Origin of the sequence: Mesorhizobium sp. M0051, assembly GCF_040323235.1 — a bacterium.
Classification (GTDB): Bacteria; Pseudomonadota; Alphaproteobacteria; order Rhizobiales; family Rhizobiaceae; genus Mesorhizobium.
Window position 1 is genome coordinate 73454 of record NZ_JAMYUT010000029.1, and the last position, 25978, is coordinate 99431.

Sequence of the window (25978 nt, forward strand, 5' to 3'; positions counted from 1 at the left end):
ATCAGGTCAGCGATGCCGTGAAGCGCTGGATGCGCGTGCAGGCTTCTTCCAGCAGTGTCTCCGAGGTGGCGTAGGAGATGCGGAAGTTGGGGCCAAGTCCGAAAGCCGAGCCGAACACTACGGCGACACCCTCGGCCTCGAGCAGTTCCGAGCAGAAGGTCTCGTCGGTGTCGATCAGCTTGCCGGCTTTTGTCTTCTTGCCGATCAGCTGGGCGCAGGACGGATAGACGTAGAAGGCACCCTCCGGAGACGGACAGGTGATGCCGCGCGCCTGGTTGAGCATCGAGACGACGAGATCGCGCCTGCCTTGAAAGATCGCCTTGTTCCTGGCGATGAAGTCCTGCGGGCCGTTGAGCGCCTCGACGGAGGCCCATTGCGCGATGGTGCAGGCACCTGATGTCTGCTGGCCCTGGATCATATCCATCGCCTTGATCAACTGGACGGGACCGGCCGCATAGCCGATGCGCCAGCCGGTCATGGCATAGGCTTTCGACACGCCATTCATGGTCAGCGTGCGGTCGTAGAGTTTCGGCCCGACCTCGGCGATGGTCTTGAAGACAAAATCGCCATAGGTCAGGTGCTCGTACATGTCGTCGGTCAGCGTCCAGACATGCGGGTGCTTCAACAGCACGTCGGCAAGCGCGCGCAGTTCAGCCTCGGTGTAGGCGGCGCCCGACGGGTTCGACGGCGAGTTCATCAGCAGCCACTTTGTGCGCGGCGTGATCGCCTTTTCCAGCACAGAAGCGGTCAGCTTGAAGCCGTTGTCGATCGAGGTGTCGGCAAACACCGAGGTGCCGCCGCAGATCGCCACCATCTCGGGATAGCTGACCCAGTAGGGGCGCGGAATGATAACCTCGTCGCCCGGGTTCAGGGTCGCCATGAAGGCGTTGAACAGGATCTGCTTGCCGCCGGTGCCGACGATGGTCTGCTCGGGCCTGTAGTCGAGACTGTTCTCGCGCTTGAATTTCTTCGTGATCGCCTCTCGTAGCGGCACGATGCCCGAAACCGGCGGATACTTGGTCTCGCCCCGGCGGATCGCCTCGATCGCCGCATTCTTGATGTTGTCGGGCGTATCGAAATCCGGCTCGCCGGCGCCGAGGCCGATAATGTCACGGCCGGCATTTTTCAGCTCGCGCGCTTTCTGCGTCACCGCGATGGTGGCCGAAGGCTTTACGCGGGAAAGGGTGTCGGCAAGAAAAGCCATGACCTTGAACGTCTCCATGGAAGATCGGTGCGACCAGGAGCGGCCGCGGCGCTTCTCATGTCGCATGATTTCGCGCAGTGCAAGCATTGTCGGCTGATCCAGCCGTCAATGACCCGTGATCGGGACTCGTGATCGGCAACAATAAATTCATTAACGAGCGGTAGAGGCTTGAGTGACAGGATCGCAGACCAATTCCGCCGGTTCGCGGAGCGAGGAACAGTGTCGCGCAGCATCGGGCTTGCCCACATCATCCGTCAGGACGACGGCACCTCCACCGGTGTCTGGGGCATCTACACGCTGCAGAGCGCCTTCCAGCCGATCTTTGCCTTCAACGAAGGCAAGCTGTCGGTGGTCGCGTTCGAAGGGCTGATCCGGCCGTTCCGCGACGGCGAGCCGCAATCGCCGATGAATTTCTTCTCGACCTGCCCGGCCGCCGACCGTTTGCATATCGAGGCGCTGACGAGGACGCTGCATCTTCTGAACGCCGGCGCCTACCTGCCACAAGAGGCGTCGATTTTCATCAATTTCGACCCGTCGGTGTTCACCGAACGCCCCGTTGCCGACGCCGCCTTGCGCGAAATGCGGCTGGTGCTGCATGAGGCCGGCATCGATCCACGCCGGGTCGTCTGCGAAGTGACCGAGCAGCGCTCTGCGTCGCAGGAAACCCTGCACAGTTTCGTCGCGGCACTGAAAGCCAACGGCTTTCGCATTGCCGTCGACGATTATGGCGCCGACGATTCCGACATCAACCGCGTCAGGGAGTTGAAGCCCGATATCGTCAAGTTCGATGCCGATTGGATCACGCAACTGATGGAATCCGGCGCCGGCTTCGCGCTCTTGACCACCATGGTGAGAAGCTTCGAGGCGCAAGGCATCCGGACGGTGTTCGAAGGTATCGAGGAGAGCTGGCAATTGGAGCTTGCCGAGAAATCGGGAGCATCGATGGTGCAGGGTTTCGTGCTGGCGCGGCCCGAACTGGCGCCGACCAGCTTTCGCGTCTTCGACAAGAACAGGCAGGCCCCCGCCGCCGCCGACACGCCTGCCGCCGCCCCGGCACCGCATTCGGCGCGGCAGGTGAAGGCGTTTGGACGCAGGGTGGTGCCATGAGGCTTGAGAGGCGTCGCAATATCGGCGATGCGATCTGGGTCGACGAAGTCGGCATCGTATACGGCGTCCATGGCGAGTTCCGGCTGCGCAGCGCCTATCAGCCGATTTTCGCGCCGCGTGGCCGGTTCCTTCACGCGGTCGCCGTCGAAGCCCTGATCGAGCCGCACCGCGGCGAGCGCCCCAGTGCGCCACGGGTTTTCTTCGACAGTATTGCCGCCTCGGATCGACTGTTTGTGGAGACCATGTGCCGGGCGCTGCACCTCAGGAATTTTTCCAATATCGGCGTTGACGGGCTCGACCTGTTCTTCAACTACAATCCGCTGATCAACGACCATTCCGGGCGGGCGCTGGCCGAGATCCGGCTGATGACCAGGCATCTCGGCGAGTTCGGCCTCGCGCCAGCCATGCTGGTCTGCGAGATCACCGAACAGGCGGCCGATGACGCGCTTCTTGCCCGGTTGGCGCGCGAAATGCGGCGCGACGGCATCCGCATCGCCATCGACGATTTCGGCACCGGGCACTCGACCGAGGAGCGGGTGAACCTGCTCAAGCCCGACATCGTCAAGATCGACGGCATCTGGTTCTCGGAGTTCTGCCGCCACGCAGCCGCCGAACGCTTTTTCCGCCCGCTGGTTTCCAGCCTGCATGACCGCGGCGCCAAGGTGCTGGTCGAAGGCATCGAGCAACCCACCCATCTTCGCGTTGCGATTGAAGGCGGCGTCGATCTTCTGCAGGGTTATCTTCTCGCCCGCCCGGCGCTTGCCGGCACGATATTTGATGAAAAGCCGCTGCATATCGATACGCTGCTCGGCAATGTCGGCAATGTCATCCCGTTGTTTGGCTAGGTCGCCGGTATCAGCGGCGCTGATCGTCGTACCAAAACAAATCATTGGTTGAGGGCGCCGCCGCTGCGATAATCGCGACAGCAGAGACAGCGCTCCGGGGAACAGCCATGATACTTTACGGCATGATCGACAGCGGCAATTGCTACAAGCCGCGCCTGCTGATGGCCAAGCTTGGCCTTGCTTTCACCAATGTCGAGGTGAGTTCGCACACCGGCGACACCCGGAAAGCAGACTTTGTCGCCAAGAACCCGAACGCCATGGTGCCGCTGCTCGAACTCGACGACGGCCGTCGCCTGGCCGAATCCAACGCCATCCTGCTTTACCTCGCCGAAGGAACGCGTTTTTTGCCGGTCGACAGATATGAGCGGGGACTCGCCTATCAATGGCTGTTTTTCGAGCAGTACAGCCACGAGCCTTACATCGCCGTGCGCAAGGCGCTTCTGACTTTCCCTGAAAGAGCCGCGGATGCGACGCCGGAGCGGCTGGCGGTGACGCTGGAGCGCGGCAACAAGGCGCTCGGCGTGATGAACAAGCATCTGGAAGACAATGCCTTCTTCGCCGGCGGCGCGCTCAGCGTCGCCGACATCGCGCTCTATGCCTATACCCATACGGCGGAGCAGGGCGGCTTCCAGCTCGACGCCTATCCGGCGGTCGCCGCCTGGCTGAAAAGGGTGGAGGCCGATCCGGGGCATGTACCGATTGAGTGGCTGGGGTAGTTTTTGTCCTTACGCCATCGCCATTGCTCCGATTGGGCGCAGAGATAGGCGCGACGCCTGATCGGGCTTGCGGCCTTGGCCAGGAGTATTGGTTACTTCAGGAGATGATCGTAATCAGCATGGGTGCCGATCCAGAACCAGATCACGTCATCATTGATGCGGACGGCAACAGCTCGGTAATTGTCGTCAACTCGCGCCGACCAATATCGTCCAACTTGTTTGAAACGCAGTGATGGAATGGATGAAAGGGATCAGAACGCAGGCTTGCAAAACGTCTGTCAGCCTTTGCCCTGATGGACAATGGCAGTTTTTCATAAGCCTCCCAGAACGATGGGGAGGCGACGTGATTCACAGTGGCCGGGTCCGGCCAGCGCGATGGTCAGCCAGTGCCTGTTCGGCAAGCTTGTCCAATCGGCCCGAGTCGGCCTCGATCTGCCGATCCCACATGTCCGCCCGAAGCGCTTCGAACCAGGCGGCAAAGGCCTTCAGTTCCTCGGCGCTCAGTTCGGCGACGGATTTTTCGATTTGCTCAAGCTTGGTCATGGCTGAATAGTACCACAAATTGGGTCAAAAGTGTCACCAGAGGTGGGACTATAGTTCCTGGCCGTCGGCGTTAAACCCCAGACAGCAAAAAGGCGGGAAAAATCCCGCCTTCCATGGTAGCCTGATCGGGAGCGTCCGGTCCGGGCTGGCAGCTATCCGCTGATCCAGCTTGTCGGGTCTTTCCGCTCCGGCGCGCTTCTCGCGCGACTATCAGTACATCCGTGACTTGCCGCGCGCCCCGGGCTCTCGCCCGGCGCGCGCTATCGCAAAATCAGGCTGCCTTGCTCAGAGATCCAGCGGACGACTTGCCAGTGCGGCGGTCCTGCTCGATCTCGAAGTTGATCTTCTGGCCTTCGACCAAGGTCGACAGTCCAGCACGCTCGACAGCGGAGATATGGACGAAAACGTCCGCGCCGCCTGCGTCAGGCTGAATGAAGCCGAAGCCCTTGGTGGCGTTGAACCACTTGACCGTTCCAGTTGCCATTTTTAATAGTCCTTCAACATTTGCTTTAGTTTGACCAGACCGAAGTCCAGCCGGTGTGCATCGAGATTTTGGAGATAGACGTCAGCAAACGCGAAGATCGCGAGGCCCGGATCGATCGGCCGAAATATCAATGGAAGGCATATAGGCTGGTTTCGCATAAAATACAAGACTGCGTGAGAAAGCCGTGATCGAGGGGCTGCCCAACGGCCGCCCCAATCTGCTGAAAACGTTGCGGCAGGTCACGCTGTCGTCGAGCGGCGGATCAGGGGAGAGGACCATGAAAACCATTCTGCTTGCCGCCTGCCTGACGCTGGTGGCGGCCGAGGCGCAGGCGATCTCGCGCTACGATCCGACGCATATGAGCTGCTGCAAGGTTCAGACGACGATAGGCCGGCAAGGCGCCGTCATCCTGCGGTACCAGTCGACGCGGGTGCCGGGATTGCCGCTTTACGACCGCTATGTACAGAGCCAGCAATTCTGCACCATGGGCGAGGTGAGGACGCGCGCCTACGTGCCGAGCGCCGACACCAAGTCCTGTCCGGTCTATAACTGCAAGCGTCCGGACAATGACCGGCATTTCCGCAGGCGGTTCTTCCACAACAACTAGAACTTGTCCGCGTCAGAACCCGAAGGAAACCTGCGCCGGTGGCGGCGGGCCGACGCGCACGCCCTCCATGGCCAGCATCTTCTCCTTGGTGACCGAACCGCCCGGTGCCGAGAAGCCGCCGATCTTGCCGCCGGCCGCTAGGATGCGGTGGCAAGGAATGACCAGCGGCACCGGATTGGCGCCGAGGGCGGCCCCGGTTTCGCGGGCGAGTCCGGCATGGCCGGCCGTCTTGGCCAGCTCGCCATAGGTGGTGGTTTCGCCGAAGGAGAGTTTTCGCGCCGCGTCATAGATGGCGAGGCGGAAATCGTCGACGCCGTCGAGATCGACCGGCACGCCGGAGAAATCGACGTCCTCGCCCGCCGCATAGGCCTTGATCGAGGTGATCAGCTCGACCACCCATGGCGGCTGGGCCGTGGAGGCGGAAACGCCGCCATGGCGCAGCAAGCGCCGCTCCACCGCTTCGCGGCTGCGTTCGGGCAGACAGAGCCTGATCAGGCCCTTTTCACTCCAGGCAATGCCCATGAAACCGATCACTGTTTCTAACACTGCGTGGCCGGCCGTGATCGAGGAGGTCGTGTCCATGATGCGTTCCTTTCCGCAAAGTGGCGAAAACCGGGATTCGCCCCAGTACATATCCAGAACAATATGGCATCGGGGGCCAAGTCTTGCCACCCGAAAACCAGCCGGTGGCCCCGATTGCCGGTCATGAATCGCTGGTGTAAGGGATTTCTTAACACCCCGACAAATCGGACCCGAGCTCGGCTTGCCAGCAAAATTCAACCTTATCGCGATCGGCGTGATCCTGGCCGCCGCCGGCATCAGCGGTTGCACGTCGACCTCGCAGATGAAGGCCGCGCCGGCTCTTACCGAAACCGCGACTGTCGCCGGCACTGACGCCGGCTTCACCGTGCCGCTGCCGGAGACGGTTTCTGTGCTGCCGGAATCCTCCGGTATCGCACCCGTTCAGACAGCCGAGCTGCCGCTCGATCCCGCAGCGCAACCGGCGGCAGTGACCGCCGCCTTTGCCGGTTCGACGCCGGCGGCACCAGCCGTGCCTGCCGTGATGACCGCCAATGCCTGGCAGGCGCCTGCGCCGGCCAGTGCGGGCGAGCCGATCCGGGCTGCCGAGACCTATACGACCGCGGGGCTGGTGATGCCGGCGACCGCCAAGGGCGACCGGATGCCCGGCGTCCAGCAGGTCGCCTATATCGTGCCGCAGAACCCGGCCGCCCTTGTGCAGGGTCCGGTCGGGCCGATGGAAGAACGCTCGACGGGCGTGCGTGGCGATGTCGAACGGCTGATCGAGAAATATGCCGCCCTCTATCAGGTGCCGGTGGACCTGGTGCGCCATGTCGTCAACCGCGAGAGCACCTTCAACCCGAAAGCCTACAACAATGGCCATTGGGGACTGATGCAGATCAAGCACGCGACGGCGCGCGGCATGGGCTATGACGGTCCGGCCAAGGGCCTGTTCGACGCCGAGACCAATCTGAAATACGCGGTCAAATATCTGCGCGGCGCCTGGCTGGTGGCCGGCGGCAACGCCAAGAAGGCCGACTGGCTCTATCAGACCGGCTATTATTTCGATGCCAAGCGCAGGGGCCTGCTCGAGGCGACCGGCCTTGGTGTCGACCGTCAGCGACGCCGCCTGCAGCCCGACGCCTGAGCGCGATGCCTGAAACGCGTCCGCGGCTTTGAACGACATCCGACTGCGCAAGATCCTCGACGAGACGCTGGGTCCGCCGCACGGCTGAAACCGTTCCAGCCGCGTGATTTGGGAACCCAAAGCGTCGCTCCGCATTCATTGCAGGGTGGGGTCTGACAAGCTGCCGGTTCGTGGGAGGATTTTCCGTCGCCGGCGGCGGAGGGACATCCACCACCATGAAGCTTTTTCACGCATTTCTGGCGCTCGGCGTGGCCGCCATGCTGGTTGGCACGCCCGCGCAGGCCGTCGAGCTGTCGATCGTGTCGGGCGATACGGGCGACGGCATCAAGGTGCTGCGCGAGATCCTCGACCGTTACGAGAAAGACAGCGGCAACAAAGTCGGCATCGTCGTCATGCCGACCTCCGGGACCGACCAGTTCGGCCAATACCGGCTTTGGCTCGCCGCGGGAAACAGCGACATCGACGTCTATCAGACGGACGTGATCTGGGCGCCGCAGCTCGCCAGCCAGCTCGTCGATCTGACCGCCGCGACCAAGGATGTCGTCGGCGCCCATTTCCCGTCGATCATCCAGTCGCAGACGGTCAATGGCAAGCTCGTCGCGCTGCCGATCTTCACCGATGCGCCGGCGCTCTACTACCGCAAGGATCTCCTCGACAAGTACCGCGCCAAGGTGCCGGCGACCTGGAAGGAGCTGGCAGACACCGCCAAGCTGGTCATGGACGGGGAGCGTGCGGCGGGCAATCGGGATATCTGGGGCTTCGTCTTCCAGGGCAACGCCTATGAGGGCCTGACCTGCAATGCGCTCGAATGGGTGATGTCGAGTGGCGGCGGCCAGGTCATCGAGCCGGACGGCTCCATCTCCATCAACAACCCGAAAGCGGCGGCGGTGCTCGATATGGCCAGGGGCTGGGTCGGGACCATCGCGCCGCCCGGCGTGCTTGCCTACCAGGAAGAGGAATCACGCGGCGTGTGGCAGACCGGCAATGCGGTGTTCATGCGCAACTGGCCCTATGCCTACGCGCTCGGCAACGGCGGAGGCTCGCCGATCAAGGGCAAATTCGACGTGGCGCCGCTACCGGCCGGCACGGGCGAAGGTGCCCGGCCGATCGCCACCTTGGGCGGCTGGAACCTCGCCGTCTCCAAATATTCGAAGCATCAGGATGCCGCGATCGAGCTGGTCAAGTTCATCGCCTCGCCCGCGATGCAGAAATACCGCACGCTGAAGACATCCAACCTGCCGACAATCCAGGCGCTGTATGACGATGCCGACATCGCCCGGCAACAGCCGATCGTTCCGCGCTGGAAGCAAATCTTTCTCAATGCGGTGCCGCGTCCCTCGGCCGCGACCAGGATAAAATACAACGAGGCGTCGAGCCAGTTCTGGAACGCCGTTCACAACACGCTCTCGGGCGACGGCACTGCCGCCAACAATCTGGCCGACCTCGAAGCGATGCTGACCAAGCTGAAGGGCCGAGGCTGGTGACGCGACGATGCCGGAGTATCCGCCTGGCGGAGCCGCAACGAGCGGGTGCGGGATGATAAGAATGGAACCTGAAAAAGCCAGGGCTGCGCACTCGTCGTTGACGGCACAGCGCGTTCGCTCGGCCTGGCTTTTCCTGGGGCCAATGCTTCTGGTGCTCGCCGCGGCGGCCGGCTGGCCGCTTGCCCGCACGGTTTACTTCAGCTTCACCGACGCCTCGCTGGCCGACCTCGACGCACGCCAATGGGTGGGCTTCGGCAATTATTTCTCGGTGTTCAGCATGCCGAGCGGGCGGGTCCTCTACGATGGTCTGCTCGTTGATCCGGTCTGGTGGCGTGCCGTCTGGAACACGGCGCGCTTCGCGGTGATCTCCGTAACCTGTGAGACGATCCTCGGCATGATCGTTGCGCTGGTTCTCAATGCCAAATTCCCTGGCCGCGGCATCGTCAGGGCGGCGATCCTGATCCCCTGGGCCATCCCGACGATCGTCTCGGCGAAGATGTGGCAGTGGATGCTCAACGACCAGTTCGGCATCATCAACGTCGTGTTGCTCAACCTCGGCCTGACCAGCGCCAAGATCGCCTGGACGGCCAACGCCGACACGGCGATGGCGGCGATCCTCGTCGTCGATATCTGGAAGACGACACCATTCATGGCGCTGCTCATCCTGGCCGCGCTGCAGATGCTGCCGAGGGAGATCATCGAGGTCGCCAGGCTCGACGGCGCCAACCCGTGGCAGATCTTCTGGCGGGTGACGTTGCCGCTCATCCGTCCGGCGGTGATGGTGGCCGTGATCTTCCGCGCGCTCGACGCGCTGCGCATCTTCGACCTGATCTATGTGCTGACGCCCAACAATGTGCACACCAAGTCGATGTCGGTGTTTGCCCGCGAGAACCTGTTCGAGTTCGACAAGTTCGCCTATGGCTCCGCCGCCTCGACCTTGCTCTTCCTCATCCTCGCCTTGCTCACCATCGCCTATATCCGGATCGGCCGGATAAGCCTGGACGGAGGCCGCTGACATGTGGATGCTGAAGCGCACGGCCTTCACCCTGCTGGTCGGCGCAATCGTCTTCGTCGCGGTGTTCCCGTTCTACTACGCCATCGTCACCAGCCTGAAATCGGGCACCGATCTGTTCCGTGCCGATCTGTGGCCGACGACGGTCAGTCTTGCCAACTACCGGAATGTGCTGACCGAGGGCAGCTTCGTGCGCAATCTCATAAATTCGCTGTTCGTCTCGGGCGCGGTCGTCGCGCTGTCGCTGTTGCTCGGCGTCACATCAGCCTATGCGCTTGCACGCATCCGCTTTCGCGGCCGCTCGGCCCTGCTGTTCACCATCCTGTCGGTGTCGATGTTCCCGCAGGTGGCGCTGCTGGCCGGGCTGTTCGAACTGGTCCGCATGTTCGGCCTCTACAATTCGCTGTTCGCGCTGATCTTCTCATACATGATCTTCACCTTGCCCTTCACCGTCTGGGTGCTCACAACCTTCGTCCGCGACCTGCCGGTCGAGGTCGAGGAGGCGGCGATCCTCGACGGCGCGACGCCGTGGATCATCATCACACAAGTCTTCCTGCCGCTGATGTGGCCGGCGCTGGCGACCACCGGGCTGCTGGCCTTCATCGGCGCGTGGAACGAGTTCCTGTTCGCCCTGACATTCACCTCCAACAACGCGCAGCGGACCGTGCCGGTGGCGATCGCGCTGCTCTCGGGCAACTCGCAGTTCGAGATCCCGTGGGGCAACATCATGGCAGCGTCGGTGATCGTCACAGCGCCGCTGGTGGTGCTGGTCCTGATCTTCCAGCGCAAGATCGTCTCCGGCCTCACCGCCGGCGGGGTCAAGGGGTGAGGTGGCGGCTGTCATCCTGCGGCGCGTCTTGCCGAGCTGCCGCGAGAACGGGGCAAGTAAAGGCACTGTCCACCAACGCGGCAGGCGGCATCTTGCCTGCACTCGTCCGGTTGCTAAGCTTCGCCTGCGTGGGGCGCTGCTGAACCGGAGGAAAACTGATGCGGTTTCTGCTCTCCAGCCTTGCCACCCTGATACTTGCCGTTCCGCTCTATGCCGGCACCGCGCGGGCCGCCGACGACTGCGCCAACGCGGAGGACCAGGCGACCATGAACGCGTGCGCCGGCAAGGCATTCGACGCGGCCGACAAGAAGCTCAACGACGCCTACAGGCAGATCGAGCGCAGGCTGAAGGACAATGCGGCGTCGAAGAAGCTGCTGGTCAATGCGCAGCGCGCCTGGGTCGCTTTCCGCGACGCCGAATGCAGTTTCCAGGGCGGTCCGCCTGCCGATGCGGGCAGCACGTATCCGATGGTCGTGGCCTCCTGCCAGGCGTCCCTCACCAACAACAGGCTGAAGGACCTGCAAGGCTACCTCAATTGCACGGATGCCGACACGGACTGCCCGGTGCCGGCAGCGCGGTAGCGTCCGTCCGACGTTTTCGGGAAGGCTTCGTCGCCGCGCTCCTGCGCAAATGTCGGATCCGGTGGCCGCAAAACGTCCTTGGGTCGCAGAGCAACCGTGCCGGGACGCCGGCGCGACGACCCAAGGAGACTGTCATGATCACCTTTCCCAACGAATCCGCCAGATACCGCACCGCGCGTGAAAAACTGCTGCGGAAGGAAATCGAACTGCGCCGCGCCATGGAGGCCGTGGCCGAGGCACGGCGGGCGCTGCCGCCGGGCGGACTGATCCGCCAGGACTATGCGTTCGACGGGCTGGACACCGAAGGCAGGCCCGCGAAAATAAAACTGTCGGAGCTGTTCGCGCCGGGAAAGAACAGCCTGATCCTGTACAACATGATGTTTCCCCGCCATCCGCAGGAAAAGCGCGACGTGGCCACCAGCGGCGGCACGGCGAAGCTCGCGCGACAGGACCAGCCATGTCCGTCCTGCACGGCGCTGCTCGACCAGTTCGACGGCGCGGTCGGGCATCTCGAGGCGGCCGGCTTCAATTTCGCGGTGGTCGCAAAGACCGCGCTCGAAAACCTGGTCACGCTCGGCCGCGACAGGGGCTGGCGCAACATGCGGCTGGTATCTTCGGCCGACAACAGCTTCAAGCGCGACTACAATGCCGAGGATGCCGACGGCGCGCAGATCCCGGTGCTGTCGGTATTCCATCGTGACGCGGATGGCATCCGCCATTTCTGGTCGTCCGAGCTCAGCTTCGCGCCCCCGGAGCCCGGCCAGGACCCACGCGCCATCGGCACCTGCGAGATCCTGTGGAACCTGATGGATTTCACGCCGGAAGGCCGGCCGAACTGGCACGAACAGCTGCAATATGGCGAGGCTTGCTGCCATTGAGATGCCGTCGTTTGGGGAGAAAAAAGGTCCGCGCAACCTCGTCGCTTTAACCGCGTTGGATTGTCCGAGGGATAGTTCAAACCCGGAGACCTGCCATGAAGACCCTTCTTGTCCTTACCGCCGCGGCATTGCTGGGCGCCGCGCCCGCCTTTGCCCAATCGACGACGGTCGCGCCGCTTGTCGCCACGACCAAGGTCGACACTTCGACCTTCATCAAAATGGTGCCAAGCGCCAATGAGTTCGAGATCCAGTCCAGCAAGCTCGCCGAGCAACAGGCGACCGACGCTGATGTCAAGGCGTTCGCCAAGCAGATGATCGCCGATCACACCAAGGCCAGCGAGGATTTCAAGACGGCTCTCAGCCTCGGCCAGACAACCTCGGCCACGGCGCCTTCCGGTCCGGCACTGCAGCCCAAGGAGCAGAAGATGCTCGATGAGCTGAAGGGCGCAACCGGCGGTCAGTTCCAGGCGAAATACATCGAGATGCAGACCAACGCCCACAAGGAAGCCGTCGCGCTGTTCAGCGCCTATGCAAAGTCGGGCGACGATCCGGCGATGAAGGAATTCGCCAAGAAGACGCTGCCGACGCTGAAGATGCACGAAAGGCACGTGAAGGAACTGGCGGTCGCGCACCAGGGTTGAAGGCGTTCAAGTCCGCGCTCTACGGCGGAGCCGTAGAGTGCTGCGGTGGATGCCAGCCCGTCTGGCAAAACCAAGCACCACAAGCTGGCCCTGGCGGCACCGGCCTTTCCCGATGTGATTTGACCTTGCCGTGCCGTGTCCTACTCTCGATTGCCTGCTGAATGAACCGAGGAGACCAGCGATGCAGTCACCTTTCAACGCAATTCGCGGCGTCGCGCTGACGGCGACCGTGATCCTCGCCGCCGGCACCGCAGCCTATGCCCATCATGGCTGGTCGTGGACGCAGGATGGGTTTTTCGAACTCAGGGGCAAGATCACGGCCATCTATATCGGCAATCCGCATGCCACGCTGGATGTCGACGCAAAGGGAGAGGCCTGGCGAGTGGAGCTGGCGCCGGCATCCCGCACGATCGCCGCCGGCTTCACGGAGGACGTTGCCAAGGTCGGCGACGAAGTGACCGCGATCGGCAACCGCTCGCTCGAGGGGACCGAAAAGCGCATGAAGGCGGTGCGCATCATCGTCAATGGCGAGACATACGTTGTCCATCCAGAGCGTGTGCCACCGGCCTAGATGGCGGAGTTCCTAGCCGGTATCGAGCAACTTGCCTTCGCGCGCTGGCTGAAGGCCTCCTTCGTTGCCTACCCCGTGGTCAATGCGCTCCACATCATGTCGATCGGCGCGCTGCTGACCAGCGTCGTTCTGATGGACCTCAGGATCTGCGGCGCCTTCCGCTCGCTGCCGCACGCGGCGTTCGTCGCGCTGCTGCGCCGCATTGCATTGGCGGCGTTCGCGGGTGCGCTCGTCACAGGCTCGCTGCTGTTTTCAGTGAGGGCGAGCACCTATGCGGCGATGCCGATCTTCCTGGCCAAGATGACACTCATCCTTGTTGCCGGCGTCAACCTGCTCGCCTTCCTGCGCTTTTGCCGCGCTACAGGCAGCGACGAACCGGCAGGTGGGACCGCTCTGGCCGTGCTTTCGATTCTGCTGTGGACCTCAGTGCTTTTCGCCGGACGGTTCATCGGTTTTCTCTAGCGCCGCATCTTCCTTCTCCCCCTGGGGGAGAAGGGAAGAACGGCGCTGGCGTTCCGCCCGTGCCAGGATAAGCTCCTGCAAACTCAGGGAGGATTGCCATGAAGAAGGAAATCATCGAAGTGCCGGTGCTGTCGGCGGCCGTGCGCACGCTGGGCGTGCCGCTGTCGCTGGTGACCAGGGCCGCGGGGCTGGTCTTCGTGTCCGGCACGCCGCCGCTCGACATCGCGACCGGCAGGCTGGTCAAGGGCGACATCGAAACCCAGACCGAGGCGTCGCTGAAGGCGCTGAAACACTGCCTGGAAGCGGCGGGCACCTCGCTGGACAATGTGGTGATGGTGCGCATCTACGCCGTCAATTCCGGCTTCTACAACGCCATCAACCGCGTCTATGCCAGGCATTTTCCCGAAAACCCGCCATCGCGGACCTTCGTGCCGGTGGCGTCGTGGCCGATGGAGTTCGATATCGAGATCGAGTGCGTGGCGACGGGTTGAGGCCTGGACCATGCGTCGGCGCTGGCGTTCCGCCAGTGCCGGGACAAGCTCCCCGAAATCAGAGGTTCACGCAAAAGACCCCCTCATCCGACCGCTGCGCGGCCACCTTCTCCCCGCTGGGGAGAAGAGGAAGGCGCCGACGTTGCAAGTCTCCTCTCCCCTCGGGGAGAGGTCAGCCGAGCGAAGCGGAGGCTGGGTGAGGGGGCCTTTGCGCCAACCTGTCCAACAAAGGGGAGGAGAACCACCATGAAGAAAGAAATCATCGAAGTGCCGGTCATGTCGGACAAGGTGCGGGCGCTCGGCCTTCCCTGTTCGACAGCGGTCAAGGCCAACGGCTTCGTGTTCATCTCGGCGACGCCGCCGGTGGACATGGTGACCGGCGAGATGGTGCGCGGCGACATCGAAACGCAGACCGAGGCGTCGCTGAAGGCGCTGAAACATTGCCTGGAAGCGGCCGGCACTTCGCTGGACAACGTGGTGATGGTGCGCATCTACGCCGTCAATTCGGGCTTCTACAACGCCATCAACCGGGTTTACGCGAAGTACTTCACCGTCAACCCGCCGGCGCGCAGCTTCGTGCCGGTGGCGTCTTGGCCGATGGAGTTTGACATCGAGATCGAGTGTGTGGCTGTGGCGTGAGGAGTCTGGAGGACGCCGTGATCGTGCCCAAATTTCCCAAAACGGGCGTTGATGGCAATTATATTGACAAATCTGCGGAAAAGGCGCAAAATAACGCGTTAAAATAAAGGACCATGGCTATGTTGATCGAATTTAGTGTTGAGAATTTTCGATCATTTAGGGAGAAGCAGGTGTTCTCCATGGCGGCGGCAAATGCCAACCGAGAACACTTGTCAACAAACACTTTCAAGACGACCCTGCCGGGTTTCGGGAGGTTTCTACGCTCTGCCGCAATCTATGGACCAAATGCAGCAGGCAAAACCAACTTGCTGCGCGCCATGCAGTTCATGAAGACACAGGTCGTGACTTCGGCCGGAAAAACCACTTCCCAGCAGTTCGCATATTCGCCGCATAAAATGTCTGAAAAAACGCGTAGCGCGCCCAGCGAATTCATTATCACGTTCGCAGAAAACGGCGTCAGGTATGAATACGGGTTCTCTCTGTCGTCTATAAGATTTGAAAGTGAATGGCTTATTGAGTATGTAAATCCGCGCGGCCGAACGCTTTTTCAAAGAGATTATAACCGCGTTAATGAAGAATATGAATGGAGATTTAGCTCGTTCATGGTCGGTCAGAAATCCTTGTGGAGCGATTCTACTAGGCCGGATGCTCTATTTCTGTCGACAGCTGTTCAGTTGAATAGCACGCAACTGCTCCCAATTTTTGAATGGTTTCAAAAAAGGCTGGTGGTTATAGTCGATGAAACACGCCTGAATCCAAACATGACCATACAGCTGCTCGATTCTACAGGTGGAAAAGAGAAGCTTCTGCCTTTCTTGCAAGAAGCTGATCTTGGGATAGCTGATCTGGAGGTTAAGCGAGAAAGTATTGCTGCCGGGGCGGTTGTTATGGGCGGTGGATTGGATTTGATCCTTCATCAAAGGGCAGGTCAACCTTCGCCTGATCTCTTGAAAATAAGGTTGTCCCATTGGGATGATGAAAGAAAAGGCCAGATCGATTTGGACTTCGAGGATGAATCGAGTGGAACAAAGATGCTTTTTAGAACCGCTGGCGCCTGGCTAAATGTTTTTGAAAGAGGCGAGGTATTATTGATCGATGAAATTGACACTAGCCTTCATCCGCTATTGATCAGATATCTAATAGAGAAATTTAACTCAAACGAAAGTAATTATCAAAACGCCCAGTTGATTTTCAGCACGCATAATACTTCATTGTTGTCAGCAGACCTCTTCCGCCGCGATCAGATTTGGTTCGTTGAGAAAGACAGACGTGGCGCTTCAAGCATTTATCCTTTGACGGATTTTAGTCCTCGAGTTGACGAAGCTTATGAACGAGGATACTTACGTGGGCGTTACGGGGCGCTTCCAATCCTTCCATCATAGTAAGCATCGAAGATGGCACCTGTCCGCCGTGGAAGATCATCTAGGCAGTACGCACGGCGGGCGCCGACTCGTGCTCCATATGACTATGTCTTGATAATATGTGAGGGCAGCAAAACCGAGCCTAATTATTTCAATGGTCTTAAGGCGGATTGCCAGCTCAGCAGCGCAAACATTCGAGTGGAGAACGCTGCTGGAACAGACCCAATGACTATCGTAAGCGCCGCCGAGGCGGCAATTAGATCGCGAGAGCCTTTCGATAGGGTATATTGCGTTTTTGATAGGGACGGCCACCAAAATTATGACGCAGCTATTGAAAGATTAAACAACCATAGTGCTGCCAAGGCCGGAAAATTATTTGCAGTTACGTCGACTCCCTGCTTTGAAATATGGGTTTCGTTGCATTTCATTTATTCGACAGCTGCCTTCAATGCGGTCGGCAAGAAATCTTCGTGTGACCATGTAATAGATAAATTGAAAGAATATTTCACTAAGTATGAGAAGGAGCAAAGAACTCTTATGAGGTCCTTTCGAAGAATACTGAAAAAGCTATCTCGAATGCCAGGAAGCTCCAGGATTTTAATGCCAAATCCGGTTCTAATAACCCATCAACTTTGGTGCACGAGCTTGTCGAATATCTTCGCGACTTGAAAAAACCAAAGGCTGAAAAGAAGTAGCTAGTCGCCCTGTTGCCGCGAGGGCGAATGTTCGTTAGCCAAAATACTCCTGCAGCGGCCTGACCTCCAAACTCCCCGCCTTCAGCGCCGCAATCGCCTCCGCCACAGCCGCCGCGCCCGAAAGCGTCGTATAATACGGCACCTTCTGCATCAGCGTGGCTCGCCGCAGCGACTTGGAGTCCGATACCGCCTTCTGGCCATCAGTCGTGTTGAAGACGATCTGCACCTGCCGGTTGCGGATGGCGTCTTCGATGTGGGGGCGGCCTTCCAGGACCTTGTTAATTTTCTCGGCGACGACGCCGTTTTCGGCGAGGAAGCGGGCAGTGCCGGAGGTCGCCATGACCTTGAAGCCGAGGCCGGCGAGGCGCTTGACGGCCGGCAGGATGCCTTTCTTGTCCTCGTCGCGCACCGAGACGAACAGCGTGCCGGAGCGGGGGAGATCAACACCGGCGCCCAGCTGGCTCTTGGCGAAGGCGAGCGCAAAATCGCGGTCGAGGCCCATGACCTCGCCGGTCGAGCGCATTTCCGGGCCGAGCAATATGTCGACGCCGGGGAAGCGGGCGAAGGGGAACACGGCTTCCTTGACCGCGATGTGGCCGGGGTTCCTGGGGTCGGGCATGGCGCCGTAATGGGCGAAGGCGTCTTCCAGGCTCTCGCCGGCCATGATGCGGGCAGCGATTTTCGCGATCGGCCGGCCGATGGTCTTGGCGACGAAGGGCACGGTGCGGGATGCGCGCGGATTGACCTCCAGCACATAGACCGTGCCGTCCTTGATCGCATACTGCACGTTCATCAGCCCGCCGACATTGAGCGCGCGGGCAAGTGCGGCCGTCTGCCGTTCCAGTTCGTCGACCAGTTCCGAAGGCAGCGAGTGCACCGGCAGCGAGCAGGCACTGTCGCCCGAATGGATGCCGGCCTCCTCGATGTGCTCCAATATGCCGGAGACGAAGGTGTCCTTGCCGTCGCACAGGCAGTCGACATCGACCTCGATGGCACCGGAGAGATAAGTGTCGAACAGCAGCGGGTTCTTGCCCAGCAGCGTGTTGATCTGGCCGGTCTTGTCGTTGGGGTATTTCTGCTTGATGTCCTCCGGCACCAGGCCGGGCACGGTGTCGAGCAAATAGGTTTGCAGCATGCCCTCGCTGTGGATGATCTGCATGGCGCGGCCGCCGAGCACATAGGAGGGGCGCACCACCAGCGGGAAGCCGAGCTCGCCGGCGACAAGGCGGGCCTGCTCGACCGAATAGGCGATGCCGTTCTTCGGCTGGCTGAGGCCGAGCTTGTGCAGCAGCTTCTGGAAGCGGTCGCGGTCTTCGGCGAGATCGATCATATCGGGCGAGGTGCCGAGGATCGGGATGCCGGCCTTCTCCAGCGCATCCGCCAGCTTCAGCGGCGTCTGGCCGCCGAACTGGACGATGACGCCGACCAGTTCGCCCGACGCCTGCTCGGCGCGCAGGATTTCCAGCACGTCCTCCGCCGTCAGCGGCTCGAAATAGAGCCGGTCGGAGGTGTCGTAGTCGGTCGACACGGTCTCCGGGTTGCAGTTGATCATGATCGCTTCATAGCCGGCGTCGCGCAGCGCAAAGGCCGCGTGGCAGCAGCAATAGTCGAACTCGATGCCCTGGCCGATGCGGTTGGGTCCGCCACCGAGGATGACGACTTTCTTGCGCGACGAGACCTGCGCCTCGTTGGCGAGCGCGCCGGCAAACGGCACTTCATAGGTGGAGTACATGTAGGCGGTGGGCGAGGCGAACTCGGCCGCGCAGGTGTCGATGCGCTTGTAGACCGGATGGACGTCGAGCTTTTCACGCGCCTTCTCGATCACTTCGATGTCGGTTCGGGTCAGCGAGGCGAGGCGGGCGTCCGAAAAACCCATGGCTTTCAGCATGCGCAGATTGACGGCGTCCTCGGGGATGCCGTGCTCGCGGATGCGGGCTTCCATGGCGAGGATGCCGGCGATCTGCTCGAGGAACCACGGGTCGATCTTGCACATGGCGTGCACGTCTTCCAGCGAGGTGCCCATGCGGATCGCCTGCGCCACCATGCGCAGCCGGTCGGGCGTCGGGGTGCCCAGTGCGGCGCGGATGGCGTTGCGGTCGTCGGCATGGTTGGCGGTCGCGGCGCCGTAACCGAGGCCGGGGATCTCGATTTCGTCGAGGCCGGTGAGGCCGGTTTCGAGGCCGCGCAGCGCTTTCTGCAGCGATTCCTGGAATGTGCGGCCGATGGCCATGACTTCGCCGACCGACTTCATCGCGGTGGTCAGCACCGGCTCGGCGCCGGGGAACTTTTCAAACGCAAAGCGCGGGATTTTCGTCACGACATAGTCGATCGACGGCTCGAAGGAGGCGGGCGTCGCGCCGCCGGTGATGTCGTTCTCCAGCTCGTCCAGCGTGTAGCCGACGGCAAGCTTCGCCGCGATCTTGGCGATCGGGAAACCGGTCGCCTTCGAAGCCAAGGCGGAGCTGCGCGAGACGCGCGGGTTCATCTCGATGACGACCAGACGGCCATCGGCCGGGTTGACGGCGAACTGCACGTTGGAGCCGCCGGTCTCGACGCCGATCTCGCGCAGCACCGCGATCGAGGCGTTGCGCATCATCTGGTATTCTTTGTCGGTCAAGGTCAGCGCAGGGGCGACGGTGATCGAATCACCCGTATGCACGCCCATCGGGTCGATGTTCTCGATCGAGCAGACGATGATGCAATTGTCCGCCTTGTCGCGGACGACCTCCATCTCATACTCCTTCCAGCCGAGCACGCTCTCCTCGATCAGCACTTCGGTGGTCGGCGAGGCGTCGAGGCCTGACTGGACGATCTCGTAGAATTCGGCGCGGTTGTAGGCGATGCCGCCGCCGGTGCCGCCCATGGTGAAGGACGGGCGGATGATGGCGGGCAGGCCGACATGGTCGAGCGCCTGGGCGGCGATCGCCATGCCATGGCTGATGTAGCGCTGCTTGCGATCGCCTTCCCCGAGGTTCCAGCGGGTTTCCAGCGCATCGAGCGCGGCGTCGAGATCGGCCGGCTTCTCGGCCTTGAGTGCTGCGCGCTCGGCCTCATGCGTCTTGCGATCGGTGTTCTTGACGTCGGTGGCGTTGGCCAGCATCGACTTCGGCGTCTCCAGGCCGATCTTCTTCATCGCCTCGCGAAACAGCGCCCGGTCCTCGGCCTTGTCGATGGCCGTGGCGTCGGCGCCGATCATCTCGACATTGTAGCGCTCCAGCACGCCCATGCGGCGCAGCGACAGAGCGGTGTTGAGCGCGGTCTGGCCGCCCATGGTCGGCAGCAGCGCGTCGGGCCGCTCCTTGGCGATGATCTTGGCCACCACTTCAGGCGTGATCGGCTCGATGTAGGTGGCGTCGGCCAATTCCGGGTCGGTCATGATGGTGGCCGGGTTGGAATTGACCAGGATGACGCGGAAGCCTTCTTCCTTCAGAGCCTTGCAGGCCTGGGTGCCGGAATAGTCGAACTCGCAGGCCTGGCCTATGACGATGGGGCCGGCCCCGATGATCAGGATCGACTTGATGTCGGTGCGTCTTGGCATGTCACAGGTCCGTTCGGCGGGCGGCTTGCACAAAAAACCGGGACGGGAAGACCCGGCCGGTTGTGCTCGCGATTCTGGTATCAGGCTAGGAGGGCCTTATAGGGAAGAGTTTTGACTGATGTAACCCCGAAAATGCGAGAGAGCAGGGAGTAGGGATTGGGGAGTAGGCAGTACGGGACGTTCGAGCGCCTAATGCCTATTCCCTACTGCCCAATCCCTGATCCCTAATCCCCCAGCGCCAACTGATCCGTGATCTCGAAGCGTTCCGACACGCCAACGCGGATCATGTTGAGGCTGCCTTCTCGGGTGAAGCGGAAGTCGCCGGGCGCGTCGGAGCTGGCCGGCTTGCCGGCGACGAAGGAGATGATGCGCGTGCCGCCATCGGGCCAGGTGACCGTGATGTCGGCCTTGTCGGCGGTGCGCACGGCGCTGACCGTGCAGCGCTGCATCGGCTGGCCGACATAGCGGGCGCAGGGGATCTCGTCGGCGGCAGCAGCGGGCGGCGGTGACGCCGCGGCGTCCTGGACATCTCCTGTCAGAGAGGTTTCGGCCGCCGCCAGTGCCAGGCCATAGGCATCCTGCATCGCGGCGCGGCCGATTTCAGTGGCGGTTTTCGGTATGCTTTCAGTTGCCGGACCGGTGCCGCCAAGCCGCGCCGCCAGGTCGGGCGGCGGCTGGGCCGCAGCCTCAGCGGCGGCTCCGGCGTCCGGCTTGCCCGCCGCGTCGCCAGTGGAGGCAACCACCGGCGCATCCGCCGGTTTTGTCTCGCCTTCGACAAAGGGGGCCGGATTGAGGGGGACGAGGTAGCGCGCCGGCGCCCAGCCGCTGGCCTTCGCATCGTCGGTTTCAACCTTGCACCACTGATGGCCGTCAATGTCGTTGCAACCGAGATTTTTCACGCGTGCACCACTGGCCAGGCGTGTCTCGGTCTTGCCGACCGGCGATGGCTTGGTGCGGAGATTGAGCAGATCGTCCGGCGCCAGGCCTGTGACGATGGAAAAGACGAGATCCGGCGCTTCTTCGGCCATGGTGGGGGCAAGGACGGGCCATGCCGCCATCAGCAGCGGAGCGACAATCAGCGCATGCAGGGATGTTCGGAGCGTAACTGTGCGCCTCATCGTTTGGCCGTGCGGTGATATCATACCGCGACCGGTCGAGCCCGCCGCGTACCCGGCCGGTTTTATAAGGGACGAGGCGCCGCCATGTAAGCCCGAAAATTCGATCGCTGTTCTGGCCGTGCCGTCAGCGGGCCAGCCCGACCAGTTCAGCCTGGCGGCATGAACGCAAGTGCGTTCAGCCAGGCATGAACGCAAGTGCATTCAGCCTGAGGCATGAGCTTCGCTCAGCCTGGTGGCATGAACGCAAGTGCGTTCAGCCAGACATGAGCTTCGCTCAGTCTGGTGGCATGAACGCAAGTGCGTTCAGCCAGACATGAGCTTCGCTCAGTCTGGCATGAACCCCGTCCTGAGCGCGTGGGCCCATTCCGGCTGGTCGGCCTGTTCGGCTTGGCGCGCCGCTGCCTCATGGTCGTAGCTGACGGCGATGTTTTCGAAACCGTCGGGCTGGCCCGCGTCACCCAAGGTCACGATGCCGTAGCGGGCGTGCGATGAGCCTTGCTCGGAGACATGGGCAGGCGGTGTCGCATCATCATAGGCGGGGCAGCCGATGCTTCCGGGATTGAAGATGACCGGACCATCGGGGATGCGGATCAGCTCCGCCCGGTGGCTGTGGCCGCACAGTGCGATGCGGCAGGCGGGATCGAGCGGCTTCAGCCGGCGCCGGATCGCCGCCAGCGGCGCGCGCACCAGCTGGCCATTGACGATCGTATCGGCGAGATATTTCTCGTCGTGGTCCGGGCGGGCGTGGAAGGCGATCACGCCGGGCGTGATCTCCAGCGTCAGCGGCTGTGTGAAAAGGACTTCGCGCTGCGCCTGTGTCAGCCGCTGCTGCGCATAGACGTCGGAGGCCCACATGGTCTCATCGGCCGGGTCGGCGGCGACGCGGCGATCGTGGTTGCCGCGCACCGTCGGCAGGTTGAGCGCCTCCAGCCGCGCAAACGTCTCGCGCGGCCATAGCGGCCCGGAAACGCTGTCGCCGAGATTGACGGTCAGGTCCGCGCCGCCGCGCTGGCGCAGATCCTCAAGCACGGCGTCCAACGCCAGCACATTGCCATGGATATCGGCGAGGACGGCAATGCGCATTTTTGGCGGCTCCGTGGGTTGACGAGCGGGAAGGCAGGCCTTGCAGAACAACCGAGCTTTGGAGGCTTACGCCGGCACGTCGATGTCGTGGGAACCAACCACCGGCAGCGCCGGATCGTCGCCGGCCGCGGCGATGACGCTGTCGAGCAGGCCGGGGAAGCGGGCGTCGAGATCGGTGCGGCGCAGCGTGATCATGCGGTTGGTGCCGACCACTTCGGCGCGGGTGACGCCGGCCTCGCGCAGTTTGGCGAGGTGGTAGCTCAGATTGGTCTTCGAGCCGAGATCGAGGAACCGGCTGCAGTTCAGCGGCACGCCTTCCTTGCTGGCGAGATAGCGCACAATGGCGAGCCGGGTCGGGTCGCCGAGCACGCCGAGCACGATGGGCAGGCTGATCTGGTCCGTATTGGGGTGTGGCAAGGTCATGGCTGGAAACTAAGCGCAGTTTCGGCCGATTTCAACGCATCCATCCCGCCGTAGCTGTCCACACTGTTGTGCGTAATCCATGCTGACACAGGGCTGTCAGGAGGGGTCAGCTAATTTTCCCTCGCTTCATTGACATCATGCCCTTTCCTGTCCAATTGTTCAATAACTGTTGAACTAAGGACATCGCCCCATGGACAAGCGCCTCTTTTGGCTTGCACTCGGATCGTTCACCATCTCGACCGAAGGCTTCGTCATCTCCAGCCTTCTGCCCGACATCGCGGCGGACGCCGGCATCTCCATCCCGCTCGCCGGCACGCTGATCACCGCCTTCGCACTCGCCTATGCGGTCGGCACGCCGATCCTGGCGACGCTGACTGGCGAATGGGACCGGCGCCGCGTCATCCTGTGGACGCTGGTGTTCTTCGTGCTCGGCAACATCGCCGCCGCCTTGAGCTCCTCCTTCGAACTGCTGTTGATCGCGCGTGTCGTAATGGCGCTGTCGTCGGGCCTGTTCGCGGCGACCGCGCAAGGCACGGCGGTGGCGTTGGTCGATGACCATCACCGGGCGCGTGCCATCGCCGTCGTCGTCGGCGGCACCACGGTGGCCGTCGCCGTCGGCGCGCCGCTCGGCGCGCTCGTTGCCACCATTGCCGGCTGGCGCGGCACCTTCTTTGCCATCGCCGGCCTTGGCGCGCTTGCGGGCGCGATTCTGTGGTATCGGCTGCCGCAGGGTATCGTTGGCACCAGGCTGCCCTTGAAGCGCAGGCTGGCTGCCGCGCTGCGTCCCGGCGTGATGCCGATCCTGTTGACGACAGTGCTGGCGCTGATCGGCGCCTTCACCGTCTTTGCCTTTGTCGCGCCGCTCGCCATCGAGGGCGGCGGGCTCAGCCAGATCGCGCTGCCCGGCATGCTGCTCGCCTTCGGCGTCGGCGCCGTCATCGGCAACATTGGCGGCGGCCAGGCAGCCGACCGGTTCGGCGCGACCCGCACCGTCGGTTGGTCGTTGGCGCTGAGTGCCGGCATGCTGGTCCTGCTGTCGGTCATCCCGACCTTCCTGCCGCACCATCTTGCCGGGCCGGCGCTGATGGCGATGATGGTGCCGTGGGGCATAGTCGGCTGGGCGTTCCCACCGGCGCAGGCGAGCCGCATCATCAAGCTGGCGCCCGATGCCGCCCCGATCGTGCTGTCGCTTAACGCCTCGGCGCTCTACCTGGGCGTCGCGTTGGGTGCCGTGGTCGGCGGCGTCGTGCTGCGCTACGGCGCGCCGGCCGATCTCGGCCTTGTCGCCGCAGCCTTCCCGATCGTCGGGCTCGGCATCCTGCTGGCCGGCAACTGGGCGGCCAGGACGGTCGCAATGCCGGCTGAGTAGTACGGCCGGCTCAGCTGGCCGGCGGCAGATCGAAATCCAGCGCGGCGATCTCATCCAGAGCCGCGCGCAGCCTTTCCGCCTTGTCCTTGCCGGCCACGTCCTCGAAACGCTGCTGGGCAATTTGCCACAGCTTCATCGCCTCATCCAGCTTGACTAGGCCTTTTGGCGTCAACCGTACGCGCTTGATGCGGCGGTCCGCCGGGTCGGCGAAGGTCTCGACATAACCGTCGCGGATCAGCGGCTTCAGCGTATGGCCGAGTGCCGACAAGTCCATGATCAGCGAGGCCGCAATAGCGCCCATCGCCGGCTCATCGCCGATATGAATCTGGTAGAGCAGGCCCTGCTGCGTGGCCTTCAGGCCCGAAGGCGCCATCACATCATCATAGAACTGGCCGAGCTTGCGCGCCGCACGGCGCAGCGCGGCGTTGTTGCAGAGCGTCAGGCCGGGCAGGGTATCCTTCGACATACTGTGTCCTTGGTGCCGGCGAATAATGCCCGGCCGCCACGTCTCAAATAATCCCCATTCCGATCATTGACAAGATAGTGGCATATGCCTATTTGCGTGATGGTGGCATATGCCACTAAATGAATCAAATGGCTTTGCCTGCAAGGCGAGGGTGATCTCTCGGGGCCGGCGGCGAGGTCGAAACGAAGCAAAGCAGTTCGAAGAAGGAGCAAGACAGTGAGTGGACAGAGCAACAAGGGCACGGCAGTCGTCACCGGTGCTTCGGCGGGCATCGGCGCGGTCTATGCGGACCGGCTGGCGGGGCAGGGCTATGACTTGGTGCTGGTGGCGCGGCGCGCAGACCGGCTCGAGGACCTGGCGGAGAAGCTACGAAATGCCTATGACCGCAAGGTCAGCGTGATCAGCGCGGATCTGGCCAACGACAATGACCTGCGCCGCGTCGAGCAGGCGATATCAGCCGATGACAGCGTGACGCTGCTGGTCAACAATGCCGGCCTCGGCGGTGCGCAAGTGGTGGCGACGGCGGACGCCGATGTCGCCGAGCGCATGATCAAGGTCAATGTCGTCGCCCTGACGCGGCTGACCCGTGCCGTGTTGCCCGGCCTGATCGCACGCAATCGCGGCGCCATCGTCAACATCGCATCGGTGCTGGCCTATGACACCTCGTTCGGCGGCATCTACAGTGGCACCAAGGCGTATGTCGTCAACTTCACCGAGGCCCTGCAGCGTGAGGTCGCTGACACCCAGGTGAAGGTGCAGGTCGTGTTGCCGGGCGCGACCCGGACCGATTTCTGGGAGATTGCCGGCAGCGATATCGACAGCGTCCCGCAAGAGATCGTCATGAGCGCCGACAATCTGGTCGATGCAGCACTTGTCGGCCTGGCCAGGGGCGAAGCCGTCACCGTGCCGGGACTTGCCGATCCGGCCAAGCTGGACACTTTCCTCGGCGCCCGGCAAGTCTTCTTCGGCAGCCTGCACGCCAACAAGCCGGCCGCGCGCTACGCGGCTTGAGCTGGCAAGGCTGGTTCGCTTGCGAACCAGGTCCCCCACCCCGCTGCTCCGCAGCGACCCTCCCCACAAGGGCAGGGGAATCGCACATGAGTACAAAGGGACTCTTGTGTGGTGTGCGGAAATCGATTCTGAAAGGACCTCTGGATGATCGGAG

28 protein-coding genes and 1 pseudogene are annotated in these 25978 nt (G+C 62.4%); 19 read left to right on the forward strand and 10 right to left on the reverse strand.

The window, feature by feature from the left end; translation table 11 throughout:
• Position 1 precedes the first annotated feature (1 nt).
• On the reverse strand, positions 2 to 1204 hold the full coding sequence (locus NKJ90_RS25790; protein WP_352487129.1) for a pyridoxal phosphate-dependent aminotransferase: 1203 nt from the start codon (positions 1202 to 1204) through the stop codon (positions 2 to 4).
• Positions 1205 to 1423: 219 nt separating this feature from the next.
• Between NKJ90_RS25790 and NKJ90_RS25795 the strand changes: the two genes are divergently transcribed.
• From NKJ90_RS25795 to NKJ90_RS25805, 3 genes are all read left to right on the forward strand, one after another.
• Positions 1424 to 2311 (forward strand): EAL domain-containing protein, encoded by an 888-nt coding sequence (locus NKJ90_RS25795; protein ID WP_023761291.1) that lies wholly within the window; start codon positions 1424 to 1426, stop codon positions 2309 to 2311.
• Positions 2308 to 3156 carry an EAL domain-containing protein gene (locus NKJ90_RS25800; RefSeq protein ID WP_023761292.1) on the forward strand — a complete coding sequence of 283 codons (849 nt, stop codon included), beginning with the start codon at positions 2308 to 2310 and terminating at the stop codon, positions 3154 to 3156. The genes NKJ90_RS25795 and NKJ90_RS25800 overlap by 4 nt, the downstream gene beginning before the upstream one ends.
• A gap of 107 nt (positions 3157 to 3263) precedes the next feature.
• Positions 3264 to 3872: a glutathione S-transferase family protein gene (locus tag NKJ90_RS25805; RefSeq protein ID WP_352487126.1), complete on the forward strand. Its 609-nt coding sequence runs from the start codon at positions 3264 to 3266 to the stop codon at positions 3870 to 3872.
• Between the two features lie 92 nt (positions 3873 to 3964).
• Here NKJ90_RS25805 and NKJ90_RS25810 read toward each other — a convergent pair.
• The 3 genes and pseudogenes from NKJ90_RS25810 to NKJ90_RS25820 all read right to left on the reverse strand — a co-directional run bounded on the left by NKJ90_RS25810 (position 3965) and on the right by NKJ90_RS25820 (position 4899).
• Positions 3965 to 4224 (reverse strand): annotated as a pseudogene (locus tag NKJ90_RS25810) (type II toxin-antitoxin system RelE family toxin).
• Positions 4221 to 4415, reverse strand: coding sequence for a hypothetical protein (locus NKJ90_RS25815; RefSeq protein WP_023761295.1), 195 nt, complete (start codon positions 4413 to 4415; stop codon positions 4221 to 4223). The pseudogene NKJ90_RS25810 and the gene NKJ90_RS25815 overlap by 4 nt, the downstream one beginning before the upstream one ends.
• A gap of 271 nt (positions 4416 to 4686) precedes the next feature.
• Entirely contained in the window at positions 4687 to 4899 is a 213-nt protein-coding gene (locus NKJ90_RS25820) for a cold-shock protein (protein ID WP_010910991.1), read from the reverse strand.
• Between the two features lie 277 nt (positions 4900 to 5176).
• On the opposite strand from NKJ90_RS25820, the gene NKJ90_RS25825 reads away from it, so the two are divergent.
• Positions 5177 to 5506, forward strand: a complete 330-nt coding sequence (locus NKJ90_RS25825; protein WP_031260754.1) for a hypothetical protein — start codon at positions 5177 to 5179, stop codon at positions 5504 to 5506.
• A 12-nt stretch (positions 5507 to 5518) separates the two neighbouring features.
• On the opposite strand, the gene NKJ90_RS25830 is transcribed toward NKJ90_RS25825, so the two are convergent.
• The gene (locus tag NKJ90_RS25830) at positions 5519 to 6088 is read right to left on the reverse strand and encodes a methylated-DNA--[protein]-cysteine S-methyltransferase (protein ID WP_031260755.1); all 570 of its coding nucleotides are present in this window, start codon (positions 6086 to 6088) and stop codon (positions 5519 to 5521) included.
• A 181-nt stretch (positions 6089 to 6269) separates the two neighbouring features.
• On the opposite strand from NKJ90_RS25830, the gene NKJ90_RS25835 reads away from it, so the two are divergent.
• From NKJ90_RS25835 to NKJ90_RS25895, 13 genes are all read left to right on the forward strand, one after another.
• Complete coding sequence (locus NKJ90_RS25835; protein WP_023761299.1) at positions 6270 to 7172, forward strand: lytic transglycosylase domain-containing protein; 903 nt, start codon at positions 6270 to 6272, stop codon at positions 7170 to 7172.
• A 215-nt stretch (positions 7173 to 7387) separates the two neighbouring features.
• Positions 7388 to 8656: an ABC transporter substrate-binding protein gene (locus tag NKJ90_RS25840; protein WP_023761300.1), complete on the forward strand. Its 1269-nt coding sequence runs from the start codon at positions 7388 to 7390 to the stop codon at positions 8654 to 8656.
• A 52-nt stretch (positions 8657 to 8708) separates the two neighbouring features.
• Positions 8709 to 9671 carry a carbohydrate ABC transporter permease gene (locus NKJ90_RS25845; protein ID WP_032907893.1) on the forward strand — a complete coding sequence of 321 codons (963 nt, stop codon included), beginning with the start codon at positions 8709 to 8711 and terminating at the stop codon, positions 9669 to 9671.
• Between the two features lies 1 nt (position 9672).
• Positions 9673 to 10497: a carbohydrate ABC transporter permease gene (locus NKJ90_RS25850; RefSeq protein WP_023761302.1), complete on the forward strand. Its 825-nt coding sequence runs from the start codon at positions 9673 to 9675 to the stop codon at positions 10495 to 10497.
• 158 nt (positions 10498 to 10655) lie between these two features.
• Entirely contained in the window at positions 10656 to 11078 is a 423-nt protein-coding gene (locus tag NKJ90_RS25855) for a lysozyme inhibitor LprI family protein (RefSeq protein WP_023761303.1), read from the forward strand.
• A gap of 134 nt (positions 11079 to 11212) precedes the next feature.
• Entirely contained in the window at positions 11213 to 11956 is a 744-nt protein-coding gene (locus tag NKJ90_RS25860) for a DUF899 family protein (RefSeq protein ID WP_023761304.1), read from the forward strand.
• Between the two features lie 95 nt (positions 11957 to 12051).
• Positions 12052 to 12597 carry a DUF4142 domain-containing protein gene (locus tag NKJ90_RS25865; RefSeq protein WP_023761305.1) on the forward strand — a complete coding sequence of 182 codons (546 nt, stop codon included), beginning with the start codon at positions 12052 to 12054 and terminating at the stop codon, positions 12595 to 12597.
• Positions 12598 to 12778: 181 nt separating this feature from the next.
• The gene (locus tag NKJ90_RS25870) at positions 12779 to 13168 is read left to right on the forward strand and encodes a DUF6152 family protein (RefSeq protein ID WP_023761306.1); all 390 of its coding nucleotides are present in this window, start codon (positions 12779 to 12781) and stop codon (positions 13166 to 13168) included.
• The gene (locus tag NKJ90_RS25875; RefSeq protein WP_023761307.1) at positions 13169 to 13630 is read left to right on the forward strand and encodes a DUF6644 family protein; all 462 of its coding nucleotides are present in this window, start codon (positions 13169 to 13171) and stop codon (positions 13628 to 13630) included. It abuts the gene before it with no gap.
• Positions 13631 to 13728: 98 nt separating this feature from the next.
• Positions 13729 to 14121: a RidA family protein gene (locus NKJ90_RS25880; protein ID WP_023761308.1), complete on the forward strand. Its 393-nt coding sequence runs from the start codon at positions 13729 to 13731 to the stop codon at positions 14119 to 14121.
• A 246-nt stretch (positions 14122 to 14367) separates the two neighbouring features.
• Positions 14368 to 14760: a RidA family protein gene (locus NKJ90_RS25885; protein ID WP_023761309.1), complete on the forward strand. Its 393-nt coding sequence runs from the start codon at positions 14368 to 14370 to the stop codon at positions 14758 to 14760.
• A 119-nt stretch (positions 14761 to 14879) separates the two neighbouring features.
• Complete coding sequence (locus NKJ90_RS25890; protein WP_023761310.1) at positions 14880 to 16142, forward strand: AAA family ATPase; 1263 nt, start codon at positions 14880 to 14882, stop codon at positions 16140 to 16142.
• Positions 16143 to 16154: 12 nt separating this feature from the next.
• Positions 16155 to 16790 carry an RloB family protein gene (locus NKJ90_RS25895; RefSeq protein ID WP_084025591.1) on the forward strand — a complete coding sequence of 212 codons (636 nt, stop codon included), beginning with the start codon at positions 16155 to 16157 and terminating at the stop codon, positions 16788 to 16790.
• A 60-nt stretch (positions 16791 to 16850) separates the two neighbouring features.
• Here the strand turns inward: NKJ90_RS25895 and carB are convergent, their stop codons facing one another.
• The 4 genes from carB to NKJ90_RS25915 form a co-directional block, all read right to left on the reverse strand.
• The gene (gene carB, locus NKJ90_RS25900) at positions 16851 to 20354 is read right to left on the reverse strand and encodes a carbamoyl-phosphate synthase large subunit (protein ID WP_352487128.1); all 3504 of its coding nucleotides are present in this window, start codon (positions 20352 to 20354) and stop codon (positions 16851 to 16853) included.
• A 224-nt stretch (positions 20355 to 20578) separates the two neighbouring features.
• Positions 20579 to 21472, reverse strand: a complete 894-nt coding sequence (locus tag NKJ90_RS25905; protein ID WP_031260757.1) for an SH3 domain-containing protein — start codon at positions 21470 to 21472, stop codon at positions 20579 to 20581.
• Positions 21473 to 21796: 324 nt separating this feature from the next.
• Positions 21797 to 22555: a metallophosphoesterase family protein gene (locus tag NKJ90_RS25910; RefSeq protein ID WP_023761314.1), complete on the reverse strand. Its 759-nt coding sequence runs from the start codon at positions 22553 to 22555 to the stop codon at positions 21797 to 21799.
• Positions 22556 to 22621: 66 nt separating this feature from the next.
• On the reverse strand, positions 22622 to 22978 hold the full coding sequence (locus NKJ90_RS25915; RefSeq protein ID WP_023761315.1) for an ArsR/SmtB family transcription factor: 357 nt from the start codon (positions 22976 to 22978) through the stop codon (positions 22622 to 22624).
• A gap of 190 nt (positions 22979 to 23168) precedes the next feature.
• On the opposite strand from NKJ90_RS25915, the gene NKJ90_RS25920 reads away from it, so the two are divergent.
• Positions 23169 to 24347, forward strand: coding sequence for an MFS transporter (locus NKJ90_RS25920; protein WP_023761316.1), 1179 nt, complete (start codon positions 23169 to 23171; stop codon positions 24345 to 24347).
• A gap of 10 nt (positions 24348 to 24357) precedes the next feature.
• On the opposite strand, the gene NKJ90_RS25925 is transcribed toward NKJ90_RS25920, so the two are convergent.
• Positions 24358 to 24813, reverse strand: coding sequence for a MarR family winged helix-turn-helix transcriptional regulator (locus NKJ90_RS25925; protein WP_023761317.1), 456 nt, complete (start codon positions 24811 to 24813; stop codon positions 24358 to 24360).
• A 216-nt stretch (positions 24814 to 25029) separates the two neighbouring features.
• Between NKJ90_RS25925 and NKJ90_RS25930 the strand changes: the two genes are divergently transcribed.
• Positions 25030 to 25824, forward strand: coding sequence for an SDR family NAD(P)-dependent oxidoreductase (locus NKJ90_RS25930; protein WP_023761318.1), 795 nt, complete (start codon positions 25030 to 25032; stop codon positions 25822 to 25824).
• Positions 25825 to 25978: the final 154 nt, after the last annotated feature.

Bases quoted from the DNA above. Each gene is read 5' to 3' on its own strand.
- NKJ90_RS25845 (WP_032907893.1), top strand. From the start codon at position 8,709: ATGATAAGAATGGAACCTGAAAAAGCCAGGGCTGCGCACTCGTCGTTG.
- NKJ90_RS25915 (WP_023761315.1), bottom strand. From the start codon at position 22,978: ATGACCTTGCCACACCCCAATACGGACCAGATCAGCCTGCCCATCGTG.
- NKJ90_RS25880 (WP_023761308.1), top strand. From the start codon at position 13,729: ATGAAGAAGGAAATCATCGAAGTGCCGGTGCTGTCGGCGGCCGTGCGC.
- NKJ90_RS25890 (WP_023761310.1), top strand. From the start codon at position 14,880: ATGTTGATCGAATTTAGTGTTGAGAATTTTCGATCATTTAGGGAGAAG.
- NKJ90_RS25910 (WP_023761314.1), bottom strand. From the start codon at position 22,555: ATGCGCATTGCCGTCCTCGCCGATATCCATGGCAATGTGCTGGCGTTG.
- NKJ90_RS25855 (WP_023761303.1), top strand. From the start codon at position 10,656: ATGCGGTTTCTGCTCTCCAGCCTTGCCACCCTGATACTTGCCGTTCCG.
- NKJ90_RS25830 (WP_031260755.1), bottom strand. From the start codon at position 6,088: ATGGACACGACCTCCTCGATCACGGCCGGCCACGCAGTGTTAGAAACA.
- NKJ90_RS25865 (WP_023761305.1), top strand. From the start codon at position 12,052: ATGAAGACCCTTCTTGTCCTTACCGCCGCGGCATTGCTGGGCGCCGCG.
- NKJ90_RS25895 (WP_084025591.1), top strand. From the start codon at position 16,155: ATGGCACCTGTCCGCCGTGGAAGATCATCTAGGCAGTACGCACGGCGG.
- NKJ90_RS25805 (WP_352487126.1), top strand. From the start codon at position 3,264: ATGATACTTTACGGCATGATCGACAGCGGCAATTGCTACAAGCCGCGC.
- NKJ90_RS25860 (WP_023761304.1), top strand. From the start codon at position 11,213: ATGATCACCTTTCCCAACGAATCCGCCAGATACCGCACCGCGCGTGAA.
- NKJ90_RS25820 (WP_010910991.1), bottom strand. From the start codon at position 4,899: ATGGCAACTGGAACGGTCAAGTGGTTCAACGCCACCAAGGGCTTCGGC.
- NKJ90_RS25790 (WP_352487129.1), bottom strand. From the start codon at position 1,204: ATGGCTTTTCTTGCCGACACCCTTTCCCGCGTAAAGCCTTCGGCCACC.
- NKJ90_RS25800 (WP_023761292.1), top strand. From the start codon at position 2,308: ATGAGGCTTGAGAGGCGTCGCAATATCGGCGATGCGATCTGGGTCGAC.
- NKJ90_RS25850 (WP_023761302.1), top strand. From the start codon at position 9,673: ATGTGGATGCTGAAGCGCACGGCCTTCACCCTGCTGGTCGGCGCAATC.
- NKJ90_RS25875 (WP_023761307.1), top strand. From the start codon at position 13,169: ATGGCGGAGTTCCTAGCCGGTATCGAGCAACTTGCCTTCGCGCGCTGG.
- NKJ90_RS25885 (WP_023761309.1), top strand. From the start codon at position 14,368: ATGAAGAAAGAAATCATCGAAGTGCCGGTCATGTCGGACAAGGTGCGG.
- NKJ90_RS25870 (WP_023761306.1), top strand. From the start codon at position 12,779: ATGCAGTCACCTTTCAACGCAATTCGCGGCGTCGCGCTGACGGCGACC.
- NKJ90_RS25925 (WP_023761317.1), bottom strand. From the start codon at position 24,813: ATGTCGAAGGATACCCTGCCCGGCCTGACGCTCTGCAACAACGCCGCG.
- NKJ90_RS25825 (WP_031260754.1), top strand. From the start codon at position 5,177: ATGAAAACCATTCTGCTTGCCGCCTGCCTGACGCTGGTGGCGGCCGAG.
- NKJ90_RS25815 (WP_023761295.1), bottom strand. From the start codon at position 4,415: ATGACCAAGCTTGAGCAAATCGAAAAATCCGTCGCCGAACTGAGCGCC.
- NKJ90_RS25905 (WP_031260757.1), bottom strand. From the start codon at position 21,472: ATGAGGCGCACAGTTACGCTCCGAACATCCCTGCATGCGCTGATTGTC.
- carB (WP_352487128.1), bottom strand. From the start codon at position 20,354: ATGCCAAGACGCACCGACATCAAGTCGATCCTGATCATCGGGGCCGGC.
- NKJ90_RS25920 (WP_023761316.1), top strand. From the start codon at position 23,169: ATGGACAAGCGCCTCTTTTGGCTTGCACTCGGATCGTTCACCATCTCG.
- NKJ90_RS25840 (WP_023761300.1), top strand. From the start codon at position 7,388: ATGAAGCTTTTTCACGCATTTCTGGCGCTCGGCGTGGCCGCCATGCTG.